This is a genomic window from Nocardioides sambongensis, assembly GCF_006494815.1.
In the GTDB taxonomy this organism is placed as follows: domain Bacteria; phylum Actinomycetota; class Actinomycetes; order Propionibacteriales; family Nocardioidaceae; genus Nocardioides; species Nocardioides sambongensis.
In genome coordinates, this window is the sequence record NZ_CP041091.1 from 831007 (window position 1) to 849853 (window position 18847).

Genomic DNA, 18847 nt, shown 5'->3' on the forward strand with positions numbered 1-18847 from the left:
CCGGCCGAGGGCGTGCTGGCGCTGCACTTCATGGGCCGGAACTTCTCCGGATTCGCCGAGATCTTCAAGGACGACATCGCCTCCGCGCGGGTTGCGGCGAAGGGCTTCAACATGGTCATCGAGGTGGTGGATTGCAACGGCCAAGTCATCACGGCGGTAGGCCCCAAGAAGCGACTCCGCAGCATCTTCATGCAGCTGGGCTACCCCTGTAGATCTACGCTTTCGTTGTGGGGAGGTCAGGCAATCCGGCCAAGCGAGCGGCCCAGGTCCGTTCTCGTTCCGCCGTCGGTAGCCGGGGCGAGACCCGAGCCACGTTCTACTGCGATGAGAGCGGAAACACCGGCGTCCACTGGGGTGACCCTGACCAGCCGGTGTTCGTCCACGGCGGCTGGCTGATTCCTTCATCCAATCAAGACGCACTACTTGCCGCAGTAGCTGCTTTCCGGGAGCGCTACCGTCTGAACGCCCCAGAGTTGAAGTGGCAGCAGTTGGCGAAGCGAGACAACGGCTCAGCGGCGTTCAGGGACATCTTCCAGACCCTGCTCGCCAACGCGGCTGTGCCGTTCTTCCAGGTGATGGACAAGAACTACATCCTCGCAGCTAAAGCAGTGGAGACGTTCTTCGATCCCGAGTACAACCCTTGTCTCCCGACGGAGTTCACGTCGGCATACGACGTCAAGAAGAACCTTGCAGAAGGCTTCTTGCTGGCTCCAGACCTTCTATCCATGTTCGCGGACATGCTCCGCGCGGGGGTCGAACCCGGGCCCGCGCAGATCGAGAAACTCGCGTTGCAGTTCGCAGATCTCATTCAAGAGAGCAGCGGACCTGCACGCGCGGAAATGCTCCGACACCTCGGCCCGGAGTCGCTCGCCGACATGGGGCGTGAGTTCGGCGCGGATGTGTGGATGCGGACCACGCTTGGGCACTCGATGTTCGCACTTATGAACCAGCTGGAGCAGTTTCTTCGTCCCCGCGGCGTGGGTATCGAGATCGTCCACGACAACATCGTTCGGTTCGACGAGCTGCTCGGGCTGGTTCGCGGCATGTTCCGCGAGTCCGACGGCCGTGACTCCGTGGTCATCAACGGCGCGCTTCGCTATTTCAGCATGCCCACCGTCGACAGCTTGAGACTCGGCGACTCGAAGGAAGAGCCCTTCATCCAACTTGCCGACCTGTTGGTCGGCTTTGTGCGCACAGTGTTCACGAAGCTCAGGCGCGGTGAGCGCCTTGATGCAGATGAGCGGGCTGTGTGCGGGGACCTCGTGATGCTCCATCACGAGTTCTACTCATGGGATGTGAACGTGCCGAAGGCGACGCTGGAGCAGATGGCCGGGATCGGATGGGCTGACCTCAAGCAGAGGTTCCTTCCGTGAGCCGCTGACCGCCTGAAGCTATTCAGTCCTTGTCGTGCTCGAGCCAATTGCTCACATAGGTGTCGGCGTCCATGCCCCACGCCTGAGCCTGTTCGCGGTCACGCCAGTTGAGTTCGGAGTGATCGCCGTACCACTCGTGATCGAGCTGTCGCTTGGACTTGTAGTAGTCATTGTCGTCATCCGACGACGTGACAGGGGACGCGGCGCGGTCGCTGAAACCAATGCCGTCCAGGTACGACGCAACGCTGTTTCGGCGCCAGTCATCAAGTTCGCGTGCCATCACCATTGCCGCAGGGATCCACCCACCAAGCAGCACCGCCAGCATGAGCCAGAGGAAGGGGTCCGGGTGTGGCTCCGGTGTCTTGTCCTCGTTCATCGCCAAGGCGAATGCGCCGGCCAGCACCGGGACCCAAAGTACAAACAGCGCGATTGACGTCGGGTGGTCTCTGAAAGTCGAACGCATCGGTGGCTTGGTGCCAGATCCGGAGGTACGTGCGCTGACTGCGGTTGTCAGTTCCGCATAGCGCTCGCGTTCGGCCTTGTTGAGCAGACGCTCGTTGATCGCGGAGAGCGTGACCGTGCGTCCTCGCGATCGACGGAGAGGGCTGGATGCGTGATGCTTGGTCCGTAGGTGAGTGCGGCCGTGCGCCTCGACATAGGCGAGCGCGCTGCTCCCCGAATGACCCGAGCGCCTGGACGTCAAACTCCAGCCGCACTGGCAGGTGCCGTGCCATACGCCATCACGTGAAATGCACGTGAGGGTGGAAGTGTTCGACACATTTCAAGATGTTAGCCGCGCTATCGGGCAGTTGTACCCGCAATAGGGGCGCGACCTGCCCTCTCAGATTGCACGGCACAAAGGCAGGGCTCCAGCCGAGAACGCTTGTGCCTGCTGACCCCAGAGCCGCCGGGTTTCGCACGAAGCCTGGATCGCGGCCTGCTCGATATCGGCTACAGCACGCTCGAGCTCGTCGGGGTCTTGGGCGCTGACGGCGATGAGCCCGGTGGTGCGGAGGATGCCGTGGCCGGCGGTGAGGTCGGCTTCCTGCTGGAGGACGTCGTTGTACTCGGCCGACTGTTGGGCGTCCTCGATCTGTCCGATTCGCTGACGCTGGGCGGCGTCGGAGATGTACTCGGTCTTCTTCTTGCGGATGTCTCGAGCGGCTTGGTCGGTGTGCATGGGCGTGTAAAGGAGCGTGAAGGTGCGGCGCACGCCCGAGGAGAGGAGTACCGGCGCGAGGAAGCCGGGGTAGACGAGGGATCGCGGCCACTCGCTGATCCAGAGCACGCAGTGGTGCGCGGAGTCGGAGCGCACGCTCGACCAGGTCTCGGTGACGGCGACCGGACCGGCGGTTGCGAGGTCGCGGCCCAGTTCGCCGTGGCGCTCGAGAGCACCCGCGACGACGGGGTCGTAGGCCGAGCGCAGGATGACGGCGAGGTCGCCGGGGTCCAGCCATCCTGCCGGCGCGAGGTCGGCGGCCCGTAGTGCGGCAGTCATCGTGGACATCTCTTGGCGCAGTAGGGCGGCGGCTCCGCGGTTGCCGCCCCCGGCAGCGCGGATCGCCCGACCGGCGGCCTTCATGTCGAGTGAGATCGAGACGGTGCTGGCATGACGCTCACCGGCGGGGCCGGCGCGGTCGATGAGCTCGTCGTACGTCGTCGAGGTCCAGGAGTCGTCGCGGTGGCCGTGCTGCGACCACCAGTCCGCCAGGCCCTTGCCGGAGTCAGGCAGGGTCCGCTCCATCACCTGCAACGAGGCGATGCGACCAGAGCGGCAGGCGGTGGCGAGCACTCGGCCCCAGCTCGTGACGCGGCGCTGTTGCTCGGTGGGATCGAGCAGGATGAAAGCGGGATGCGTGACCCCGACGATCGCGGTCAGGGTCGCGGTGTGGGGGTCGTGGACCATGACCGCGCCGCTCTCCGGGTCGAACCACTGTCGCAGGCGCGCTGCGTCGCCAGGCAGTGAGAGGGTTCCCGCAGGGCGGGGCTTGACGATGTGGCGGCGGAACAGCAGTTGCCCACCGGTGGATCGCCAGACCCATCGGCTCACGATGGGCAGCCACTCGATGAGCTTGCGACCGCCGACTCCGATGAACGCCAGGGCCGAACAGGCCAGCAGCATTGGGACGGCATAGATCAGGGATGGTCCGCCGTCGAAGTACAAGGCGAACACGAGCGTGACCGCGCCGATGCCGACGACGACCAGCTGAGACCCCGAGAGTCCCAGGAGCACCCCTCGGCGGGTCAGGCGGGAGAACTTCACTGCGGCGAGCGCGTGATCGTTCGCTGTTGTCGAGTTGCTCATGGGTCAGCGCCTCGTGCCGCGTGGTTGGGAGGGAACCGAGTCCGGCACGTGCTGGGGGAGGGGCGCACCGGAGGTCGATACCGGCGTTTGCTGGGCCGCATCAGTCTGCTGAGAGACTGCGCCACCGACGGCCTTCCCGGTGCGCACTCCTGCGGCGGCGGCCTCCTTCGCGACGACGAGGCCTGCGGCGACTCCACCCGCAGCGGCGCCGCCGCCCGCACCAGCGCCACCTCCAGCTGAGCCACTAGCCGGGCCCGCGCTGCCGCCTGCCGGTGATGCGGCGCCGAGGCTTCCGGTCGACGGTCCCGAGCCTGCCGGTGCCGTAGGCGGAGTCGTTGAGCCGCCGCCTGAGCTCTGTGAGGAGCCGCCGTTGAGGACCTTGCTGGGCTGGGAGCCTGGGGTGCGGTTCATCGGGATCGGTAGGGGCCGGTTGAGAGCGGACTTGCCTTCCTGCTCGGCTGACATCGCGTGGTACATGTCGAATCCCATGAAGCTGATGGCCTTGTAGGTCATGTAGGGAGCGAACCCCGCCATGAGCATCAGTACGACGCCGGCGATCGGTTCACTCACCGATTGGATGTCGCTGTCGATGGGCGCGGAGACCTGGGCGATCGCGAGCAGGAAGATCACCACCAGGACGACCTTCGACAAGATCAGGGCGATCACGAACGACGCCCACTTGCTCACCCAGCCACGTGTGTGGTCCCAGCTCGACCCGGCCAGAGCGATCGGAGCGAAGACGATCGCGATGAGCAGGAGCGCCTTGCGGATCAGCAGACTGATCCACACGATCGCCGCCGCACCGATGGCGAGGCCCGCGATGAACATCGTGATGACCGCACCCGCGCCGGGGGCGGCGATGTTGAGCCCGACCAGCCCGGTGGTGAGCAGGGCGATGCGGTCGCCCATCTGCTCCATGTTGGTCCCGGCTGCATTGACGATGCCGATGCAGAGCTGGTCGGTGACCTCCAGCGCCGTGGCGAGGAGTGCGAGAGCGACGAAGGAGCCAAGGACCGACTTCGCCAAACCGAGGGCCGCGCGCGAGAGTGCAGCGGGTTCTCGTCGGATCATGCCGCCGATGACCTGGAGCATGAAGAAGCCGAGCATGACGAAGACGGCGACGCCGAAGAGGATGTTGTAGACCTTCGTGTACTGGCCGCTGGTGACGTCGACCATCGTGGTCGAGTCGAAGACCGTCCAAACCGCCTCGAACATCCACCCGGCTGCGTGGCCCATGCCCTGGGCGAGCCAATCGAAGGGTGCCGCGACTAGTGAGCCGGCGGCGTCTCCCGCGACGTCGCACACGCTGGAGATGACCGGTACTCCGCAGACGTCAACCATCGTCGTGTCCTCGCTTGGCCGCGGGCCTCAGACCGACTGGCCGACGTTCCAGAAGAAGTTGACCAGCGCCACCGAAGCCCCCGTCACGATCGCCGCACCCAAGCCCACGAGGACGCCGAACTTGCCGCGTCCGGCGAGGTGAGGGTTGGACGAGTTCGCGCCCAGCGCCCATACGACCGCGGAGACGATGAGGCCGAGCACCGCGAGAATGAGACCGACGGTCATGGAGGCGCCGACGATGCTCTTGAGCTGGCTGATGCCGGGCAGGCCGTTGGAGTTCGGGCCGATGTTGATGTCCTGCGGCAGCAGGGCCACGATCGTGGTGGGTAGACCGAGGTGGATCACGATTCCTCCTGAGTGAGCGGATGGTTCACTCGCTCAGGTGTTCATCGCAAGCACTGGCAGCCACGGCTGGCCCGGAGCAAGTCAGCCGTTCGAAGACGGATCAGAGTGTGAGTTGTCGGCTGCAACCGCCTCAGGAATGATCACAAATCCGTGCCGAGGATCCGGCACGATCTGGGCGCTCGGGACGGCGTTCGCAAGGAAAACCTTGAACGTCTTGTACTTGGCCCAGGCCTGCTTGGCATCAGGGCCGAGCGCCTTGATTAGGCCAGTGGATACCTCCGGGAGCGTTGCCGGCCGCGAGAGTTCGCTGATGATCCGGCGTGCCTCGTTGGCGACGGTCGCTGTGAGCTCCGGATTGTCGTCGATCAGCGGTGTTGAGAACCAGGTATCGGGGAGGGGCTGGTCGGGGGGAACGCCCTCGGGGAGGACCACCCGTCCGTGCCGGGGATCCGGGAGGATCTGAGCGCTCGGAACGGCATAGGCAAGGAACGCTTCGAAGGTCTTGTACTTGGTCCAGGTTCTCTTGGCTTCATCGCCCAGTGAGCGGGTCAGGAGCGCGGAGACCTCCGGGAGTTTCGCCGGCCGCGAGAGTTCGCTGATGATCCGGCGTGCCTCGTTGGCGACGGTCGCTGTGAGCTCCGGGTCGTCGTCGATCAGCGGGCCTGCGAACAAGGTGTCGGTGAGTTGCTGGTCAGGGCGAGTTCCCTCGGGGAGTATCACCCGCCCGTGCAGTGGATCTGTCACGATCTGAGCGCTCGGAACGGCGTATTCAAGGAAAGCGTCGAAGCCCTTGTGCTTGGTCCAGGTGCGTTTGGCGTCCTCGCCCAGTGAGCGGGTCAGGAGCGCGGAGACCTCCGGGAGTTTCGCCGGCCGCGAGAGTTCGCTGATGATCCGGCGTGCCTCGTTGGCGACGGTCGCTGTGAGCTCCGGATTGTCGTCGATCAGCGGTGTTGAGAACCAGGTATCGGGGAGGGGCTGGTCGGGGGGAACGCCCTCGGGGAGGACCACCCGTCCGTGCCGGGGATCCGGGAGGATCTGAGCGCTCGGAACGGCATAGGCAAGGAACGCTTCGAAGGTCTTGTACTTGGTCCAGGTTCTCTTGGCTTCATCGCCCAGTGAGCGGGTCAGGAGCGCGGAGACCTCCGGGAGTTTCGCCGGCCGCGAGAGTTCGCTGATGATCCGGCGTGCCTCGTTGGCGACGGTCGCTGTGAGCTCCGGGTCGTCGTCGATCAGCGGGCCTGCGAACAAGGTGTCGGTGAGTTGCTGGTCAGGGCGAGTTCCCTCGGGGAGTATCACCCGCCCGTGCAGTGGATCTGTCACGATCTGAGCGCTCGGAACGGCGTATTCAAGGAAAGCGTCGAAGCCCTTGTGCTTGGTCCAGGTGCGTTTGGCGTCCTCGCCCAGTGAGCGGGTCAGGAGCGCGGAGACCTCCGGGAGTTTCGCCGGCCGCGAGAGTTCGCTGATGATCCGGCGGGCCTCGTTGGCGACGGTCGCTGTGAGCTCCGGATTGTCGTCGATCAGCGGTGTTGAGAACCAGGTATCGGGGAGGGGCTGGTCGGGGGAAACGCCCTCGGGGAGGACCACCCGTCCGTGCCGGGGATCCGGGAGGATCTGAGCGCTCGGAACGGCATAGGCAAGGAACGCTTCGAAGGTCTTGTACTTGGTCCAGGTTCTCTTGGCTTCATCGCCCAGTGAGCGGGTCAGGAGCGCGGAGACCTCCGGGAGTTTCGCCGGCCGCGAGAGTTCGCTGATGATCCGGAGTGCCTCGTTGGCGACGGTCGCTGTGAGCTCCGGGTCGTCGTCGATCAGCGGTGTTGAGAACCAGGTATCGGGGAGGGGCTGGTCGGGGGGAACGCCCTCGGGGAGGACCACCCGTCCGTGCCGGGGATCGGTCACGATCTGTGCGCTCGGAACGGCGTATTCAAGGAAGGCCTTGAAGGACCTGAACTTGTCCCGAGCCTGCTTCGCATCGTCGCCGAGCGCGCGGGCGAGAAGAGTGGATACCTCCAGGAGCTTTGCCGGCCGCGTGAATTCGCCAAAGATCCGGCGGACGTCATCGACGACCGCCGTGAGCGTCTCATCGTCCTCGACCTGAGGTGACGCGGATCTTGGCTGGCGGGATGGCCGGTCGGCTGGAACGCCCTCGACGTCTTGCTCTACGAGCATGACGTTGCGTGCTTGATCTTGGCCTTTGTCGTTCCTTGAAGGGGTGAAGTGGACCGGTGACCCTGCCGACAGATCCGCCATCTCTGTTGGGGGCTGCAGCCAGCCTGCCTGGAAGAAGATGTTTTCGGGAAAGTGTGGATGGGCGATGAAGCCGTACTTCTGGCGGACGTTGACGACGGTTCCGCGAAGCCGCTCCCTAGGTGCGAAATCAACGTGCGCCACGCTGACGCCCGGCGCCACCTTCTCTCGCATCTCCGGAGTGAGCGTGGCCAGGGTGAACTCGACGAAGCCCCAGGAATCGTTTTGGCGCAGTCGGGTGTCATCGTTCGCTCTGGTGACGGCGTGGGCTAGCGCTCGCTCGTCCTCGGGCGAGAGCTCGGCTGCCCTACGCGCTGCCTTCAGGGCGCTCACGAGGGCTCCGTTAACAGCCCGAACCAGTTTGTCGTCGGTTGAGCCGGAGTCGTGAAGTTCGAGGCCAACGCTCACGGCACGAAGTGCGTTCGCTAGCGCGTCGGCGGGAGAATTGTTGGCCAGGTCAGCATCGCTCCACTGTTGGAGGCACTTCACGAGCGACGTCGTTGCCTTCCGTTTGAACTCGGCGGTTGGTGCATGCTCAAGGGCCCACTCGATCAGTTGCTTGCCCTGGGTGAATTGGTTGTTCCAGAAGTAGAAGTTGCCGAGATGATGTGCCGTGTCGTACGTCGTGAAGTAGTTGTGCGTCGCTTCGGCAATGTCGATAGCTGCAGGGATGTCGCGGACGGCGCGCGCAAGATGGGCGGAGTAGAAGTAGCCCACCCAGCAACGCTCTTCCTCGCTCTCGCACTTGCTCAGCGCAGATCGAAAGAGAGCTGTAGCTGCCACCGTTCTCCCGCTGGTGCTCGCGAAGAACGCCTCTACGCGATCAACCTCGAAGTATCCAGGGTTGATGGCTCGCGCGCGGTCGAGCGTCGCGGCCGCGGCGGTCGGATTGCCTGTCTTGCTCTCGCGCAACGCGCGGTGGAGCAGATGTGCAACCGGGCCATCGCTCGTAGAGCGTTCGAAGATGAGGTTCGGATCGAAGTACCTACCGCGATCGGCGATCCACTGAGCCTCGAGAGCGCGGTCCTGGTTGTACTCCCTCTCCCGTCTGTACACGTCCTCCAGTACGCCGGACTCCGGCACGGGCGGCAGGAAGCTCCTTGCCGTGGATGAGAGGCTCAGGAGTTCGGAGTCGTCGCCGTTTGGGGCTTGGGTACGAACCAGCAGCGACCGTTGAGTCAAGCGTTGTGCGCCGCGTCGTAGAGCATCAATGTCGATCTCGGAGATCACGGCAAGTTCATCGAATGAGATCGGGCGATCAACCACGCGGAGCACCTGGAGTAGGAGTGTCTCCTCGTCTCCGAGGGCCTCGACGACGTTGCCGACGCAGAATCTCAGCAGCTCATCCTGATTGCGAAGCGGATCGGATACCGGCTTCCCGGCCGCGACGCTCAGGATGTACCAGCGAATCGCGAGCGGTGAGTAGCGGAGGTCACGCAGCGTGGTGGAGATCTTCTCGGCGGTCCATTCAGACAGGTCATAGGAACCGCTGCTGCGAGCGAAGTTGCGAAACAGCTGGGTGGCGCTGGCCTCGTCCAATGGTCCGACATCCCGCGTCTGTGTGCGGTCGCCCGTCCCAACCCTGCTCGTCAAGAGGAAGGTCACGTCGCGGTCACTGAGTGCGTCATCGAGAGCGAAGAACTCGTCGCCGTGAAGGGTTTCGAGGTTATCGACGACAATAAGGGTCTTCATTTCCCCAATAGCAGCGCCGAGTTCCTCGATGCCACCTCGGAATGTGCGATCCACAGCTGTTCCAATAGCAGTGGCAACGCCGGCTACGTCACGCAGAGCGTTGGAGAGGTCTCGGATGCCCGCGGTCGTGAGTTGCTCTGTCTTCAGTGATGTCCAGAGGATTGCGTCGAACGGAGATTCGGGATCGTCGAGGAGCCTGTAAGCGACCTCCAGTGCGAGCGCTGTCTTGCCGATGCCCCCTTCGCCCCGGAGCATGATCGGGTATCGGCGTCGTTTGACCATCGCGACGACCTCGGTGACCAGTTGCTCGCGACCAAGGAGGCCCGTCTCATCGAAGTCAGCCTCGGGCAGGTTGTTTAGCACCAGGTCCAGGGGCCCGGATCCTGCGCGAGCTTTCGGCTGCCACCCGGCATCGGTCGCAAGCTGCTGCAGCGCGGCGGTCGTTAGTGGAAACTGAGGAGATCGGAAGCGCTCGACGAAGGCTTCGGTCTCGTCGAGATCGTCCGGCTGAAGCGGTCGTCCGCGAACGATGCGGTTCCTCACAGGAATGAAATCGTCGAACGACGTGACCGCCGACCGAAGCGATTCCACGAGATCGGGCGGCAACGCATCGACGTGGCGGAGAAGGACGTCGCGGGATTCCTGGGGATGCAAGTACGCGGTCAGCGCCTCGGCGTCTGGTGCGTCGACGCTGGCCCGTCGCGCCATCAGCTTGTCGTACAGGGGCCCGAAGATCTCTGTCGGCGAGAGCTCATCGGGAACGAATCGTTCGATGGCATAACGCATATCCTGCTCAAGACTGTCGACTACATGGCGAGCTCGCGCCCGGGATGTGAGGCCGGCAGGCGTCACGGGTGCGACATCGTTGCGGGAAGGACGGTGTGTATCCACATGCTCGCGAGTCGGCCAGACGATTGACCACTCGGCTCCACGACCTGTTTGGGTGGAGCGGAGCCGTGCCTGTCCGTCGGGCGGCGTCCAGTTGTTTCGGGTGACTCTGTCTGCAATGAGCACCGCGATGCGTGCGCCTCGGGCGTAGTAGGCCCCACCTCCTTTCGGGAATCCGGCTGGCGCGGCTCGGTTCTTCAGGTCCAGGCAGGCGAGGTCTATGTCCGCGTTCGGGTCCTTGATCCGAGCCATCAGGCCGTTCGCCAGTTTCTGGCCCGATCGGATGGGTAGCTCGGTGCGGCGCCCATCGGCCTCCAGGTTCCAGTAGACCTGCGAGAACGCCAGCACCTCGTCCCGAGAGACAGCGCTGGACTTGTTCAGAGACTTGCGCGCGACCGAGTCCTCGGAGATTCCCAGGAGTCCGTCGTAAAGCCAATCACGCACGACGTCGTCGGTCAGTTCTGAGTCGGTGTCGCAGATGACGTCGGTCAGCACCCGTAGAGGCTCGCCCGGGATGGCGTGCGCCACCCAACTGAACCTGTCGTCCTCCCGCTCAACCAGGCCGCACTCGACGGCCAGTTGTTGGATACAGGCGGCCAAGATCAGGGTTAGCGAAGGCTCTCCGCCCTCGTCAGGATCGAGGTCGAGTGCCCTTAGGAGCGCGGCGTTGACCTTGAGTTCGTCGCCGTCTGCCATGTCCTGATTATGACGTCGGCACCAGGTCACCCGCACCGGCGCCACGCAGGGAGGCGACCGTCGGCGTACTTGGGGGTCTCGATAGCGGGTCTGTGGCATCGCGTGGCATCGCACGGCATTGCGCTCCGTTGATGCCTCGAATGCCTCGGCGAACTCTTGGCGTCACCAGCCCAGATGGGGCTCTACTGAGAGAGATACGCCGATGAACACAGTGAGCATCAACTTCAACGCCAATACTCGTACGGGCCGCGGCAATAGGCACCGCAAGCACACGCTCCCCAAGTGCGCGGGGACCGGCCTGGCGCGGTTCCGGGACCGCCACCAAGCCCGTGACGCAGCGAAGGCGTTCACCTCCGGGCAACAGGGTCGTGAGTCGAGCATGTTCGCCTGCCCCGAGTGCCGCGGTTGGCACGTCGAGACCCGTCAGGCCACCACGCCCGCCACTGAGGGTGCCGTGCCGGCATCGGTCCCGGCTGTTGCGTTCACGGAGTCACTCTCGACGCGCAAGCGCCGCTACTTCCTGGTCGACATTGAGAACCCGACTCGCGGCGCGAAGGCAACGTGCGAGGAGGTGGCGACCTTCTGGGACATTCTCAAGGGTCAGGCTCCCGGGATCGCTCCGCACGACCACGTTGTGGTGGGCGCCAGCCGCGGTGTCGCCGAGCGCTACCGCACCACCATCACCGGCGCGAACGTGAGGTGGGTGACGGGTGCCAACGCACCGGACGGCGCTGACCGCGCACTCCTCGGTGCGGTCGATCTCCACCAGGTCGCCCGTCACTACGACGAACTCGTCATCGTGAGTGGCGACCACGCCTTCGCGGACCTCGCCCACCGTGCCAAGGCCTTCGGTCTGAGTGTCCAGGTCGTGACGGCCGAGACACCCGAGCGGCGCTCAATGCTTTCGCGAGAGCTGGCGGCCGCCGCGGACGTGCACACGCTCGTCCGGCTCAAGGTCCGCCCGAAGCGGCGCGAGAACCTCCGCCGACTCAACCTGCTGAAGGCGAGCCTCGCCGGCTCCACGTCGACCGCTGCGGTGGCGGCATGACACGCATGACGGCAGCGGTTGCCGCCAAAGCGCATACACGAGAGAGAGGAACGAACTGATGGGAAACCTGGGCAAGTATCAGGACATCGTGACGGAGGCCAAGCGCGCGGGCGGGGTCGACAACCTGATCGCGGACATCGAAGGCAATGCTGTGGCTGGCGCGGCACCGTTCCTGCTCGCAATCGGCGCGGGGGGCGGAGCGCTCGTCCTAGTGGCGGCACGCTGCGGCACACGTTCCTACCAGGAGTGGAAGACGGAGCGTGCAGCCCGCGCGGAAGCAGCGAAGGCGAAACTCAGGGCTGTCGGTGGGAGTGCGGCCGACGCTCCCGCCGAAGAAGAGACACCACCCTCCGGTGACGAGCCTGGCCACGAGGGGGACATCCAGTGAGCGCGCGGTTCCCCGACGTCGACTGGTACTGCGACGAGTGTGACGCCGACCTGGGCGAGCAGCCTGGCTTCGACGACAACAACGAGGTCTGGGAGTGCGCCGAGTGTGGCCACGACAACCCCATCTCCGAGGGCGCCATCTTCGACCCCTGGGAGTTCTTGGCCAAGTTCGATCCGTCCAAGCTCGGGAGATCCTAATGTTCACCAAGCTCATCGGGCGGCTCTTGACCCCACTGGCGATCCTGGGCCTAGGAGTAGCTCTCCTTGTGGCGGCCAAGGCCCTTGGGATTCACATCCCCGCCCCGTTCAGTCACCAGCGCATCGACAACTCGCAACCGCCGCTGCTGAAGTCGATCCAGAAGCTCAGCGAGTACCACGCCGCCCAAGGAAACTTCGAGGTGGTCGTGGACCTGGAGGACGACGTACAGCATGTGCCGGACTGGCTGTCAGGTCGCCACGCAATCTTCGTCGGCACGGGCAGCGTCGATGTCTACGTGGACCTCGCGACCCTTGGTGAGGATGCGGTGAAGGTAGGTCCGGACAAGACGACAGTTCAGATCGCTCTGCCCGCACCGAAACTCGCCGCCGCCGACCTTCACCTCGCCAGTGGTCACTTCGTCATGGACGACCAGGGGTGGTTCGACCGGCTCAAGGACTACTGGCTCGGGGACGACGACCCGGACTTCCAACTTGAGGTCATGCGCAGCGCCGAGCAGAAGATCGGCGACGCCGCCCAGGCGACGGAGCTCGCAGAGAGAGCCGAGGAGAACACGCAGTCGATGCTCGAAGGGTTCCTCAACGCGCTCGGCTACGAGAACGTCACCGTCACATTTGATACCACCGCCGTCGACACGTCAGCCGCCAGCACGGCATCGAACGAGGAGTGAAGATCATGGCCCGCAACTATGGAGTCGTTCACTTTGCATTCGACGCGGTTCTCATCGTCGTGACCGGAGGGCTCTGGCTCATCTGGGTCTTCGTGCGTGAGATGCGGCGGGGTTGAGGACGGCAACACAACGCCCGTGAGCACGAGACGTCTTCGTGTCGACAAAGCGTTCAACCGAGAGTTGACTGCCCCCGCGAGTTACGACCCCGCTATGAGTGCCGCGGAGCACCGTGCCATTCCGGTGCGGCCTTGATGGGAGTCTCACGGAGGATCCCTCGATCTCGAAGGCAAGCTGCTCATCGGTCATAAGGTCGCCCCGACGTCGAGCAGCCAGTTCGCCCAGGCGAGTGCGCCGCCGGTGAGGACCGCTCCGCCGAGAGCGACGAGGAGGCCGGTTTTGGCTTTGCTAGCGGTCTGCCAGCTCCCATTCGACGAGCTGATCGCCCAGCTGGCTGCGCACACGATCACCATGAGCGCAGAGATGATGAGGCCGTAGGTAAGCAGCGCGCCGACGATCGAGCGGAGCTGGCTGGAGCCACCGACCGCCCCGAAGTCCGGGCCGACGAGTGGGAGCACGTTACTGGTCATAGTCAGCAGGTGTCTCTCACGCACCCAGCCGCCGCAGAGTCATGGTCTCGCCGGCGAACTCCGAGACGGTGCCGAACCGCACGTTGTCGCCGGTGTGCGGTGCCTGGAGGATCTTGCCGTCCCCGACGTAGATCGCGACGTGATGTGGCGCGGACGATCCGGGGTGGGTGAAGAAGATGAGGTCGCCGGGCTGCTTGTCGTCCCAGCCGACTGGACGGCCGAAGGTGAGCTGAGCGCCGGAGTAGTGCGGGAGCCGGAGCTTGCCGTCGGATGCCTGGTAGGCGGCGTACATGACGAGGCCGGAGCAGTCGAACCCTGGTCCGCGGCCGTCTGAGCCGACTCCGGAGGGTCCGGTGTAGGTGCCGCCGCCCCACACGTAGGGCTTCCCGAGCTGCGTCTTCGCTGCGGCGATCAACGCGCCGGCGAACCCCGACGCCAGGGGTACGCCGGCGTCCTCGTCGTCTCCGCAGGAGCCCGAAGCAGTGCCGGTCGCCAGCGAGTCGACGATCGCTGCCGCGACCGGCTCGTAGGCGGCGTACCTGTCGGGGAAGGCGGAGACCTCGACAGCCTGAGCGGCGGAGCCCTTGGGCAGCAGCTTCCAGTCGGGGATGTCGAGAAGGCCGCGGGGCGAGCCGTGGTTGGGTCCGCTGGGGCCGCCGAAGAACGCCTGGGCCTGGTACTCGGCGTCCATGAGGTCAGCGACGCTGCCCCAGCCGGTGCTCGGCCGCATCTGGAACAGGCCGAGAGAGTCGTGGTCGCCGCCGTCGCCATCGTTGGGGTAGCTGGCCGAGGCGGGGTAGGCGCTGGTGTTGGAGAGCATCCGCAGGCTCGACTCGGTCAGGGCGGCCATGAGCGCGATGACGATGCCGTCGCGGCCGACGTCCTTGGTGCCCGATCCAACGCTGACGATGGTGGCGGCGCGGGTGAGCTGTGCTTGGCCGAGGGTGACCGTGATTCCGTCGGTCCGGGTCGCACTGAGGTGGTCGGGGGTCTGTTCGACCACGGGACTCGACGGGAGACAGGAGGCTTGTGCGGCTGGGTTCATGAGGGCGCCGAGTCCGAGCAGCATGCTCGCTGGCCCGAGGAGGACGGCGACCAGCGCGGCGGCGACGAGCTTGCCCATGGTCAGTCCAGCGGGTTGTCGAGCTCGGAGATCCGGAGAAGGTGGCACTTCGGGTACGACGGGCCGCACACGATGAAGACAGTGAAGGCGACGGCGTGCTCGGAGCTGACCGGTTCACCTGCCCATACGCCGGTGCGGTGCCGGGTGCCGTGGATCGTGTAGGCGGTCGTTCCGGGCAGGAGTGCGTCGCCGGCTTGTGCCTGGGCTTCGGCCCACTTGGTGGGGATCGAGACCGTGTCGAGGGAGAGCCACTGGCGGGTTGCGTACTTCGTCAGCTCGACCCAGGCGTCCCGTGTCGGAAGGTAGTTGCCGAGATCAGCCAGGAGCCCGACCGTGGACTCGCCGGTCGGGTCACCGAGCCTGATGAGCTGCTCGATGTGGTCGTCACGTCCGACGAGGGTTGCGGTGTCCCACGCGAAGAGCGCCTCGGCGACCTGGCGCGCGAAGGACTCCGGGTCTGACGTCGGCCGCAGCGCCGGGAGCCGGGTGGCACGAGTGGCTTCCTCGACGGGTGCTGGCTCGACGGAGTCGGACTGGGTTTCGGGTCGGGACGGGCTCGGCGCGTGGTGGCCCTGGTGGACGAGGACCGCGTACGTAACGACCGCGATCAGAAGCAGCGCCGTCGTGATGCCTGCGACGATCAGACGACGCTGGCGGAGGTCGTCGGGAGTTCTCGAGTAGAGCATCGGTGGGGCCTTCGGTGAGTCGGTGTGGTCACGACTCAGGTGTGTCGCCGGACTCGCGCGCGAGGGCGACCGCGTCGGCGAACGACTTGGTCTCGTCGATGACGCGGAGGAAGAGTGCCCAGTCGTCGGGCTTGATCTCGTGGGCGATCTGCTCGACGTCGTACTTCTTGGACCAGCCGTCCATCTCGGCCCACTTGAGGTTGAAGGAGCGCGTGGAGCGCTTGCGGTTGGCGGCCTCTTCCTCCCGCCGCCGCTTGTTCTCTTGGATGCGGCGGCGCCGGTCCTCCTTGGCTTGCTGGAGGGCCTTCTCGGCTTCCTCGTTGAGCTCGTCCTCGGCGCCAGGAGCCATCATCGCGGCGATGCTCTTGGCGGCCATCGCGCGTTGGTAGCCAGGATCGACCGGACCGCCGTTGCGGATCGCCGCCAGTTCGACGTCGGCGACCTTCCGGACGTGCTGCGGGAGGTCGCGGTCGGCCGCCACGCGCTCCATCGCCAGGATCTGCTCCAGACGGGCGTACGACGCCTTGCCTGTGACCATTTCGGCAGCCCGCCGGCGGGCGTCTCCGAGGCCACACGTCTCCGGCCCCGCTGAATCAGCGGGGCCGGGCTGACCTGCGGTTTCGTCGGTTCTGGACCCGAACTGCGTGGCCCTCATACGCCGCTGGGCGTCCTCGTCGATCAGCACTCGCAGTTCGGCGTAGAGCTTCGCTGCCTCATCAGCGGCGAGCGGCTTGTGCGTCGTGTTCTCGTCCCGCTCTGCGAGGAGCCGGGTCAGCTCGTCGCTGATCCCGGACCGCACCCACACCCGCAAGGTGTGCCAGCCGAGCTTCTTGGCCGCTTGGAGGCGGCGGTAGCCGCAGATGAGGTAGCCGTCGGGGGTGATGGTGACGGGCTGGAGCAATCCGACGCGCTTCAGCGAATCCATGAGCGGCGTGAGGTCGCCCGGGTCTCGGCGGTGACGTTCGCCCACGACGATGGACCCGACCGAGCGGTCGAGCTCCATGTGACCGCGTTCAGACATAGCTCTCACCTGGCTCGGTGTCGAAGTCCGGTGCTGCCGCCTCGACGATGTGGACGAGTCCGCGATCGTCGAAGAGCTCGGTGACGGGAAAGCCCATTGCTGCTTGTTTGAGGAGTCCGTGGCTTCGCGTAGTGCCCTCGAAGTCAGGGTGTGAGTCACCGAGTACGGCGCGGAGCACGTCGATCCACGCGTCTTGCTCAATGTCTAGCAAGCCCGGGCCGTCGCCTTCTCGGAGCAGCGACTTGTAGGCGATCTCGGGCTTGCCGCAGCGACTGAGTCGAGCGGCGATGTACTCCATCGCGAGCCGCGCACTGGCGGGCGGCCAACCGAGGTCGACGAAATACTCCACGACGGTGTCGAGAGCGAAGAACGCATTGGTCGGCTCACCGTCCGGTGTGTCCTTCGGGGCGGGTGCGTACGGGTCGGCCATCGTGGCGAAGAAGTGGAACGCAGGGTGATAGTCCGCGATCTCCGATTCGCGATCCGCGAACCTCTCGGCGTCGTGGTACTCGAGGCCGGCGGTCTTGCGTGCCTGCCCGGACGAGCAGAGCAGGCCCTCGGCGCGCGATTCGTAGATGAGCGTCAGCTCGACGGCGTGCGTGACGACCGCCCACGGGTCTTCGGCAACGCGGGTGGAGCGCATCCGCATCACCTCGAAGGCGGCCGCAGCGGCGTTGGTGGGCTCCGTTCCGTACTTGTGGGCCAGGCCGGCGTACTTGTCCATCGTGTAGGTCATCAGCTCGGCGGCTTCCGGACTGGTCTGCCACGCGCCCGGTCCGGCGTAGGCGAGGTCGAGCAGGAGAAGCCGCAGCCCCTCGGCGGTTGCATAGGCGGGCAGGTTCATAGCCCGAGTCCTTCCTGGTCGGTGATGGTGGGGCTCGCCGGGTCGGGTCGAGCGATCGAGGTGCGAGTGACGCGGCGCGACGCGTTCGCGACGGCGGCGCCGGGGGTACGTCGAGCGCGGCGGGTCAGCTCGGCCTGGAGATCAATGCCGCGGCGCACGACCTTGGAGCCGAGCAAGGTCGGCACTTCGCTGGGCCGGACCCACGCCACACTCGGCTGAGCGCGGTTAGGGTCCTGCCTGGCCTCCACGGTCGGCACGGAGGGATCGCGGTGGACGGCCAGAGCTTCCACTGCCGTGTCGGGTTCGGGCGTCGGAGCGGGTTCGGGAAGCGTGCGGTCGAGGCGACGCTCGTAGAGGTCCGGCGCGTTCACAGCGCCACCGCCTCAACCGCGTTCGTAGGGCGCGGCTCTGTCACCGTGCCGAGCCGCCTCGCGATCCGGTATGCCGACCGGATCGTGGACATCGCCTCTCGCTCCGGCAGGCCCGCGGCGAACGCCGCCTCGCCGAGGACTGACGTCGTGGTGCTCAGGTCGTGGCCTTCCTCGGCCATGCGGCAGGCCGCCCAGAAGAGGCCGCCGTTGCGGGCACCCTCCGGTCGTGAGGCGACCCAGGCGGCCAGCTTGTCGGGGCGGGCTCCGTTGGCGGGGAGGTCTGGCGGCGGGCGCATCGGCCGGGGCGGATCGAGGAAGCCACGCAGGCCGGCGGCGTCGACCGGTCCGGGGCGGCGATTCTCCGCGACCGCTATCTGCTGGTAGCTGCGACTGACGCCGTCCTCGCTGGTGACCTGGGAGGGCGGCACGATGATGTAGCCGCCGTCCCGCGGAAGTCGATGTGCTTGCCGGGTACTTGCCACGAGCGCTGCTGGCGATGGTCGGTGCGGAGGAAGTAGGCGTGGAGACCGCCGGACGGAGTCCGCACCATCCAGGCCCACCCCTCGACGAACCCGGCACGGCGGGCATGCTCGAAGGCGGCGTACCCGGAATGCGTGTCGTGCACATCGACGTCGACCACATCGATTCCGCCGGCCGTCCCGGTCGGGACGCCGATGTTCGCGTCGGGCTGGTGCCGCCACCAGGAGTTGATCACGCTGAGGTCAGTACTGGCGTCCTGGAAGCCGTGAGGGGTGAGCGGGCGTTTGCCGCCGGGAACGCACGGGAAGACCGGAACGGCACTGGCCCCGAGGTGCGCGGCCGCGGTCGCGAGGTCCGGCGCTCTGGCGAGGTCGTTCAGGAGCTGCGGGCTCCACCGGGCTCTTGTGGCCGCCGGCTTGTGCACGTTGTTCATGCACTCGACTGTCCTCAGCCCGCGCACCAAAACACGCCCCTCCTGAGAGCGCCCCTCCGAGGACGGGCGCAGGACGGGCGGAGGGCGCTAGCCGAT

At 65.8% G+C, this 18847-nt stretch carries 19 protein-coding genes; 6 read left to right on the forward strand and 13 right to left on the reverse strand.

All coding sequences use genetic code 11. The features are described 5' to 3' along the window. The first annotated feature begins 12 nt into the window (after positions 1–12). Both FIV43_RS21935 and FIV43_RS03835 read left to right on the forward strand, forming a co-directional pair. Complete coding sequence (locus FIV43_RS21935) at positions 13–396, forward strand: hypothetical protein (RefSeq protein WP_231123672.1); 384 nt, start codon at positions 13–15, stop codon at positions 394–396. Then, on the forward strand, positions 372–1373 hold the full coding sequence (locus FIV43_RS03835; protein WP_231123673.1) for a DUF3800 domain-containing protein: 1002 nt from the start codon (positions 372–374) through the stop codon (positions 1371–1373). Before FIV43_RS21935 ends, FIV43_RS03835 begins: the two co-directional genes overlap by 25 nt. Before the next feature lie 22 nt (positions 1374–1395). On the opposite strand, the gene FIV43_RS03840 is transcribed toward FIV43_RS03835, so the two are convergent. The 5 genes from FIV43_RS03840 to FIV43_RS03860 form a co-directional block, all read right to left on the reverse strand. Next, the gene (locus tag FIV43_RS03840) at positions 1396–2151 is read right to left on the reverse strand and encodes a hypothetical protein (RefSeq protein ID WP_141013064.1); all 756 of its coding nucleotides are present in this window, start codon (positions 2149–2151) and stop codon (positions 1396–1398) included. 63 nt (positions 2152–2214) lie between these two features. Then, positions 2215–3678 (reverse strand): SCO6880 family protein, encoded by a 1464-nt coding sequence (locus tag FIV43_RS03845; protein ID WP_141013065.1) that lies wholly within the window; start codon positions 3676–3678, stop codon positions 2215–2217. A gap of 3 nt (positions 3679–3681) precedes the next feature. Continuing rightward, on the reverse strand, positions 3682–4893 hold the full coding sequence (locus FIV43_RS03850; RefSeq protein ID WP_181407674.1) for a conjugal transfer protein TrbL: 1212 nt from the start codon (positions 4891–4893) through the stop codon (positions 3682–3684). 153 nt (positions 4894–5046) lie between these two features. Next, positions 5047–5364, reverse strand: a complete 318-nt coding sequence (locus FIV43_RS03855; protein WP_231123674.1) for a DUF6112 family protein — start codon at positions 5362–5364, stop codon at positions 5047–5049. Positions 5365–5445: 81 nt separating this feature from the next. Beyond that, positions 5446–10884, reverse strand: coding sequence for a hypothetical protein (locus FIV43_RS03860; RefSeq protein ID WP_141013066.1), 5439 nt, complete (start codon positions 10882–10884; stop codon positions 5446–5448). 202 nt (positions 10885–11086) lie between these two features. Here FIV43_RS03860 and FIV43_RS03865 point away from each other — a divergent pair, with 202 nt between their 5' ends. The 4 genes from FIV43_RS03865 to FIV43_RS03880 are packed head-to-tail and all read left to right on the forward strand — an operon-like array spanning position 11087 to position 13206. Further along, a complete protein-coding gene (locus FIV43_RS03865; RefSeq protein ID WP_141013067.1) occupies positions 11087–11932 on the forward strand; it encodes an NYN domain-containing protein in 846 nt (281 codons plus the stop codon). A 58-nt stretch (positions 11933–11990) separates the two neighbouring features. Next, complete coding sequence (locus FIV43_RS03870) at positions 11991–12320, forward strand: hypothetical protein (RefSeq protein WP_141013068.1); 330 nt, start codon at positions 11991–11993, stop codon at positions 12318–12320. After that, positions 12317–12517: a Sec23/Sec24 zinc finger-containing protein gene (locus FIV43_RS03875; protein WP_141013069.1), complete on the forward strand. Its 201-nt coding sequence runs from the start codon at positions 12317–12319 to the stop codon at positions 12515–12517. The genes FIV43_RS03870 and FIV43_RS03875 overlap by 4 nt, the downstream gene beginning before the upstream one ends. Further along, positions 12517–13206 carry a DUF4230 domain-containing protein gene (locus FIV43_RS03880; RefSeq protein WP_141013070.1) on the forward strand — a complete coding sequence of 230 codons (690 nt, stop codon included), beginning with the start codon at positions 12517–12519 and terminating at the stop codon, positions 13204–13206. The genes FIV43_RS03875 and FIV43_RS03880 overlap by 1 nt, the downstream gene beginning before the upstream one ends. A gap of 302 nt (positions 13207–13508) precedes the next feature. Here the strand turns inward: FIV43_RS03880 and FIV43_RS03885 are convergent, their stop codons facing one another. Genes FIV43_RS03885 through FIV43_RS23685 form a run of 8 tightly spaced genes read right to left on the reverse strand, consistent with a single transcriptional unit; the run spans position 13509 to position 18751 of the window. Further along, on the reverse strand, positions 13509–13793 hold the full coding sequence (locus FIV43_RS03885; protein WP_141013071.1) for a DUF6112 family protein: 285 nt from the start codon (positions 13791–13793) through the stop codon (positions 13509–13511). A gap of 16 nt (positions 13794–13809) precedes the next feature. Then, positions 13810–14916, reverse strand: a complete 1107-nt coding sequence (locus FIV43_RS03890; protein WP_141013072.1) for a C40 family peptidase — start codon at positions 14914–14916, stop codon at positions 13810–13812. Between the two features lie 2 nt (positions 14917–14918). Then, complete coding sequence (locus tag FIV43_RS03895; RefSeq protein WP_141013073.1) at positions 14919–15602, reverse strand: hypothetical protein; 684 nt, start codon at positions 15600–15602, stop codon at positions 14919–14921. A gap of 28 nt (positions 15603–15630) precedes the next feature. After that, positions 15631–16605, reverse strand: coding sequence for a ParB N-terminal domain-containing protein (locus FIV43_RS03900; RefSeq protein ID WP_181407675.1), 975 nt, complete (start codon positions 16603–16605; stop codon positions 15631–15633). 10 nt (positions 16606–16615) lie between these two features. After that, positions 16616–17467, reverse strand: a complete 852-nt coding sequence (locus tag FIV43_RS03905; RefSeq protein WP_141013075.1) for a hypothetical protein — start codon at positions 17465–17467, stop codon at positions 16616–16618. Further along, on the reverse strand, positions 17464–17838 hold the full coding sequence (locus FIV43_RS03910) for a hypothetical protein (RefSeq protein WP_141013076.1): 375 nt from the start codon (positions 17836–17838) through the stop codon (positions 17464–17466). The genes FIV43_RS03905 and FIV43_RS03910 overlap by 4 nt, the downstream gene beginning before the upstream one ends. Further along, positions 17835–18320, reverse strand: a complete 486-nt coding sequence (locus FIV43_RS03915; protein WP_181407821.1) for a hypothetical protein — start codon at positions 18318–18320, stop codon at positions 17835–17837. The genes FIV43_RS03910 and FIV43_RS03915 overlap by 4 nt, the downstream gene beginning before the upstream one ends. After that, positions 18209–18751 carry a bifunctional DNA primase/polymerase gene (locus tag FIV43_RS23685; RefSeq protein ID WP_181407676.1) on the reverse strand — a complete coding sequence of 181 codons (543 nt, stop codon included), beginning with the start codon at positions 18749–18751 and terminating at the stop codon, positions 18209–18211. The genes FIV43_RS03915 and FIV43_RS23685 overlap by 112 nt, the downstream gene beginning before the upstream one ends. Between the last annotated feature and the right edge of the window lie 96 nt (positions 18752–18847).

Bases quoted from the DNA above. Each gene is read 5' to 3' on its own strand.
- FIV43_RS03880 (WP_141013070.1), top strand. From the start codon at position 12,517: ATGTTCACCAAGCTCATCGGGCGGCTCTTGACCCCACTGGCGATCCTG.
- FIV43_RS03870 (WP_141013068.1), top strand. From the start codon at position 11,991: ATGGGAAACCTGGGCAAGTATCAGGACATCGTGACGGAGGCCAAGCGC.
- FIV43_RS03900 (WP_181407675.1), bottom strand. From the start codon at position 16,605: ATGGAGCTCGACCGCTCGGTCGGGTCCATCGTCGTGGGCGAACGTCAC.
- FIV43_RS03905 (WP_141013075.1), bottom strand. From the start codon at position 17,467: ATGAACCTGCCCGCCTATGCAACCGCCGAGGGGCTGCGGCTTCTCCTG.
- FIV43_RS03845 (WP_141013065.1), bottom strand. From the start codon at position 3,678: ATGAGCAACTCGACAACAGCGAACGATCACGCGCTCGCCGCAGTGAAG.
- FIV43_RS03865 (WP_141013067.1), top strand. From the start codon at position 11,087: ATGAACACAGTGAGCATCAACTTCAACGCCAATACTCGTACGGGCCGC.
- FIV43_RS03895 (WP_141013073.1), bottom strand. From the start codon at position 15,602: ATGCTCTACTCGAGAACTCCCGACGACCTCCGCCAGCGTCGTCTGATC.
- FIV43_RS03850 (WP_181407674.1), bottom strand. From the start codon at position 4,893: ATGTTCGAGGCGGTTTGGACGGTCTTCGACTCGACCACGATGGTCGAC.
- FIV43_RS03890 (WP_141013072.1), bottom strand. From the start codon at position 14,916: ATGGGCAAGCTCGTCGCCGCCGCGCTGGTCGCCGTCCTCCTCGGGCCA.
- FIV43_RS23685 (WP_181407676.1), bottom strand. From the start codon at position 18,751: ATGAACAACGTGCACAAGCCGGCGGCCACAAGAGCCCGGTGGAGCCCG.
- FIV43_RS03860 (WP_141013066.1), bottom strand. From the start codon at position 10,884: ATGGCAGACGGCGACGAACTCAAGGTCAACGCCGCGCTCCTAAGGGCA.
- FIV43_RS03885 (WP_141013071.1), bottom strand. From the start codon at position 13,793: ATGACCAGTAACGTGCTCCCACTCGTCGGCCCGGACTTCGGGGCGGTC.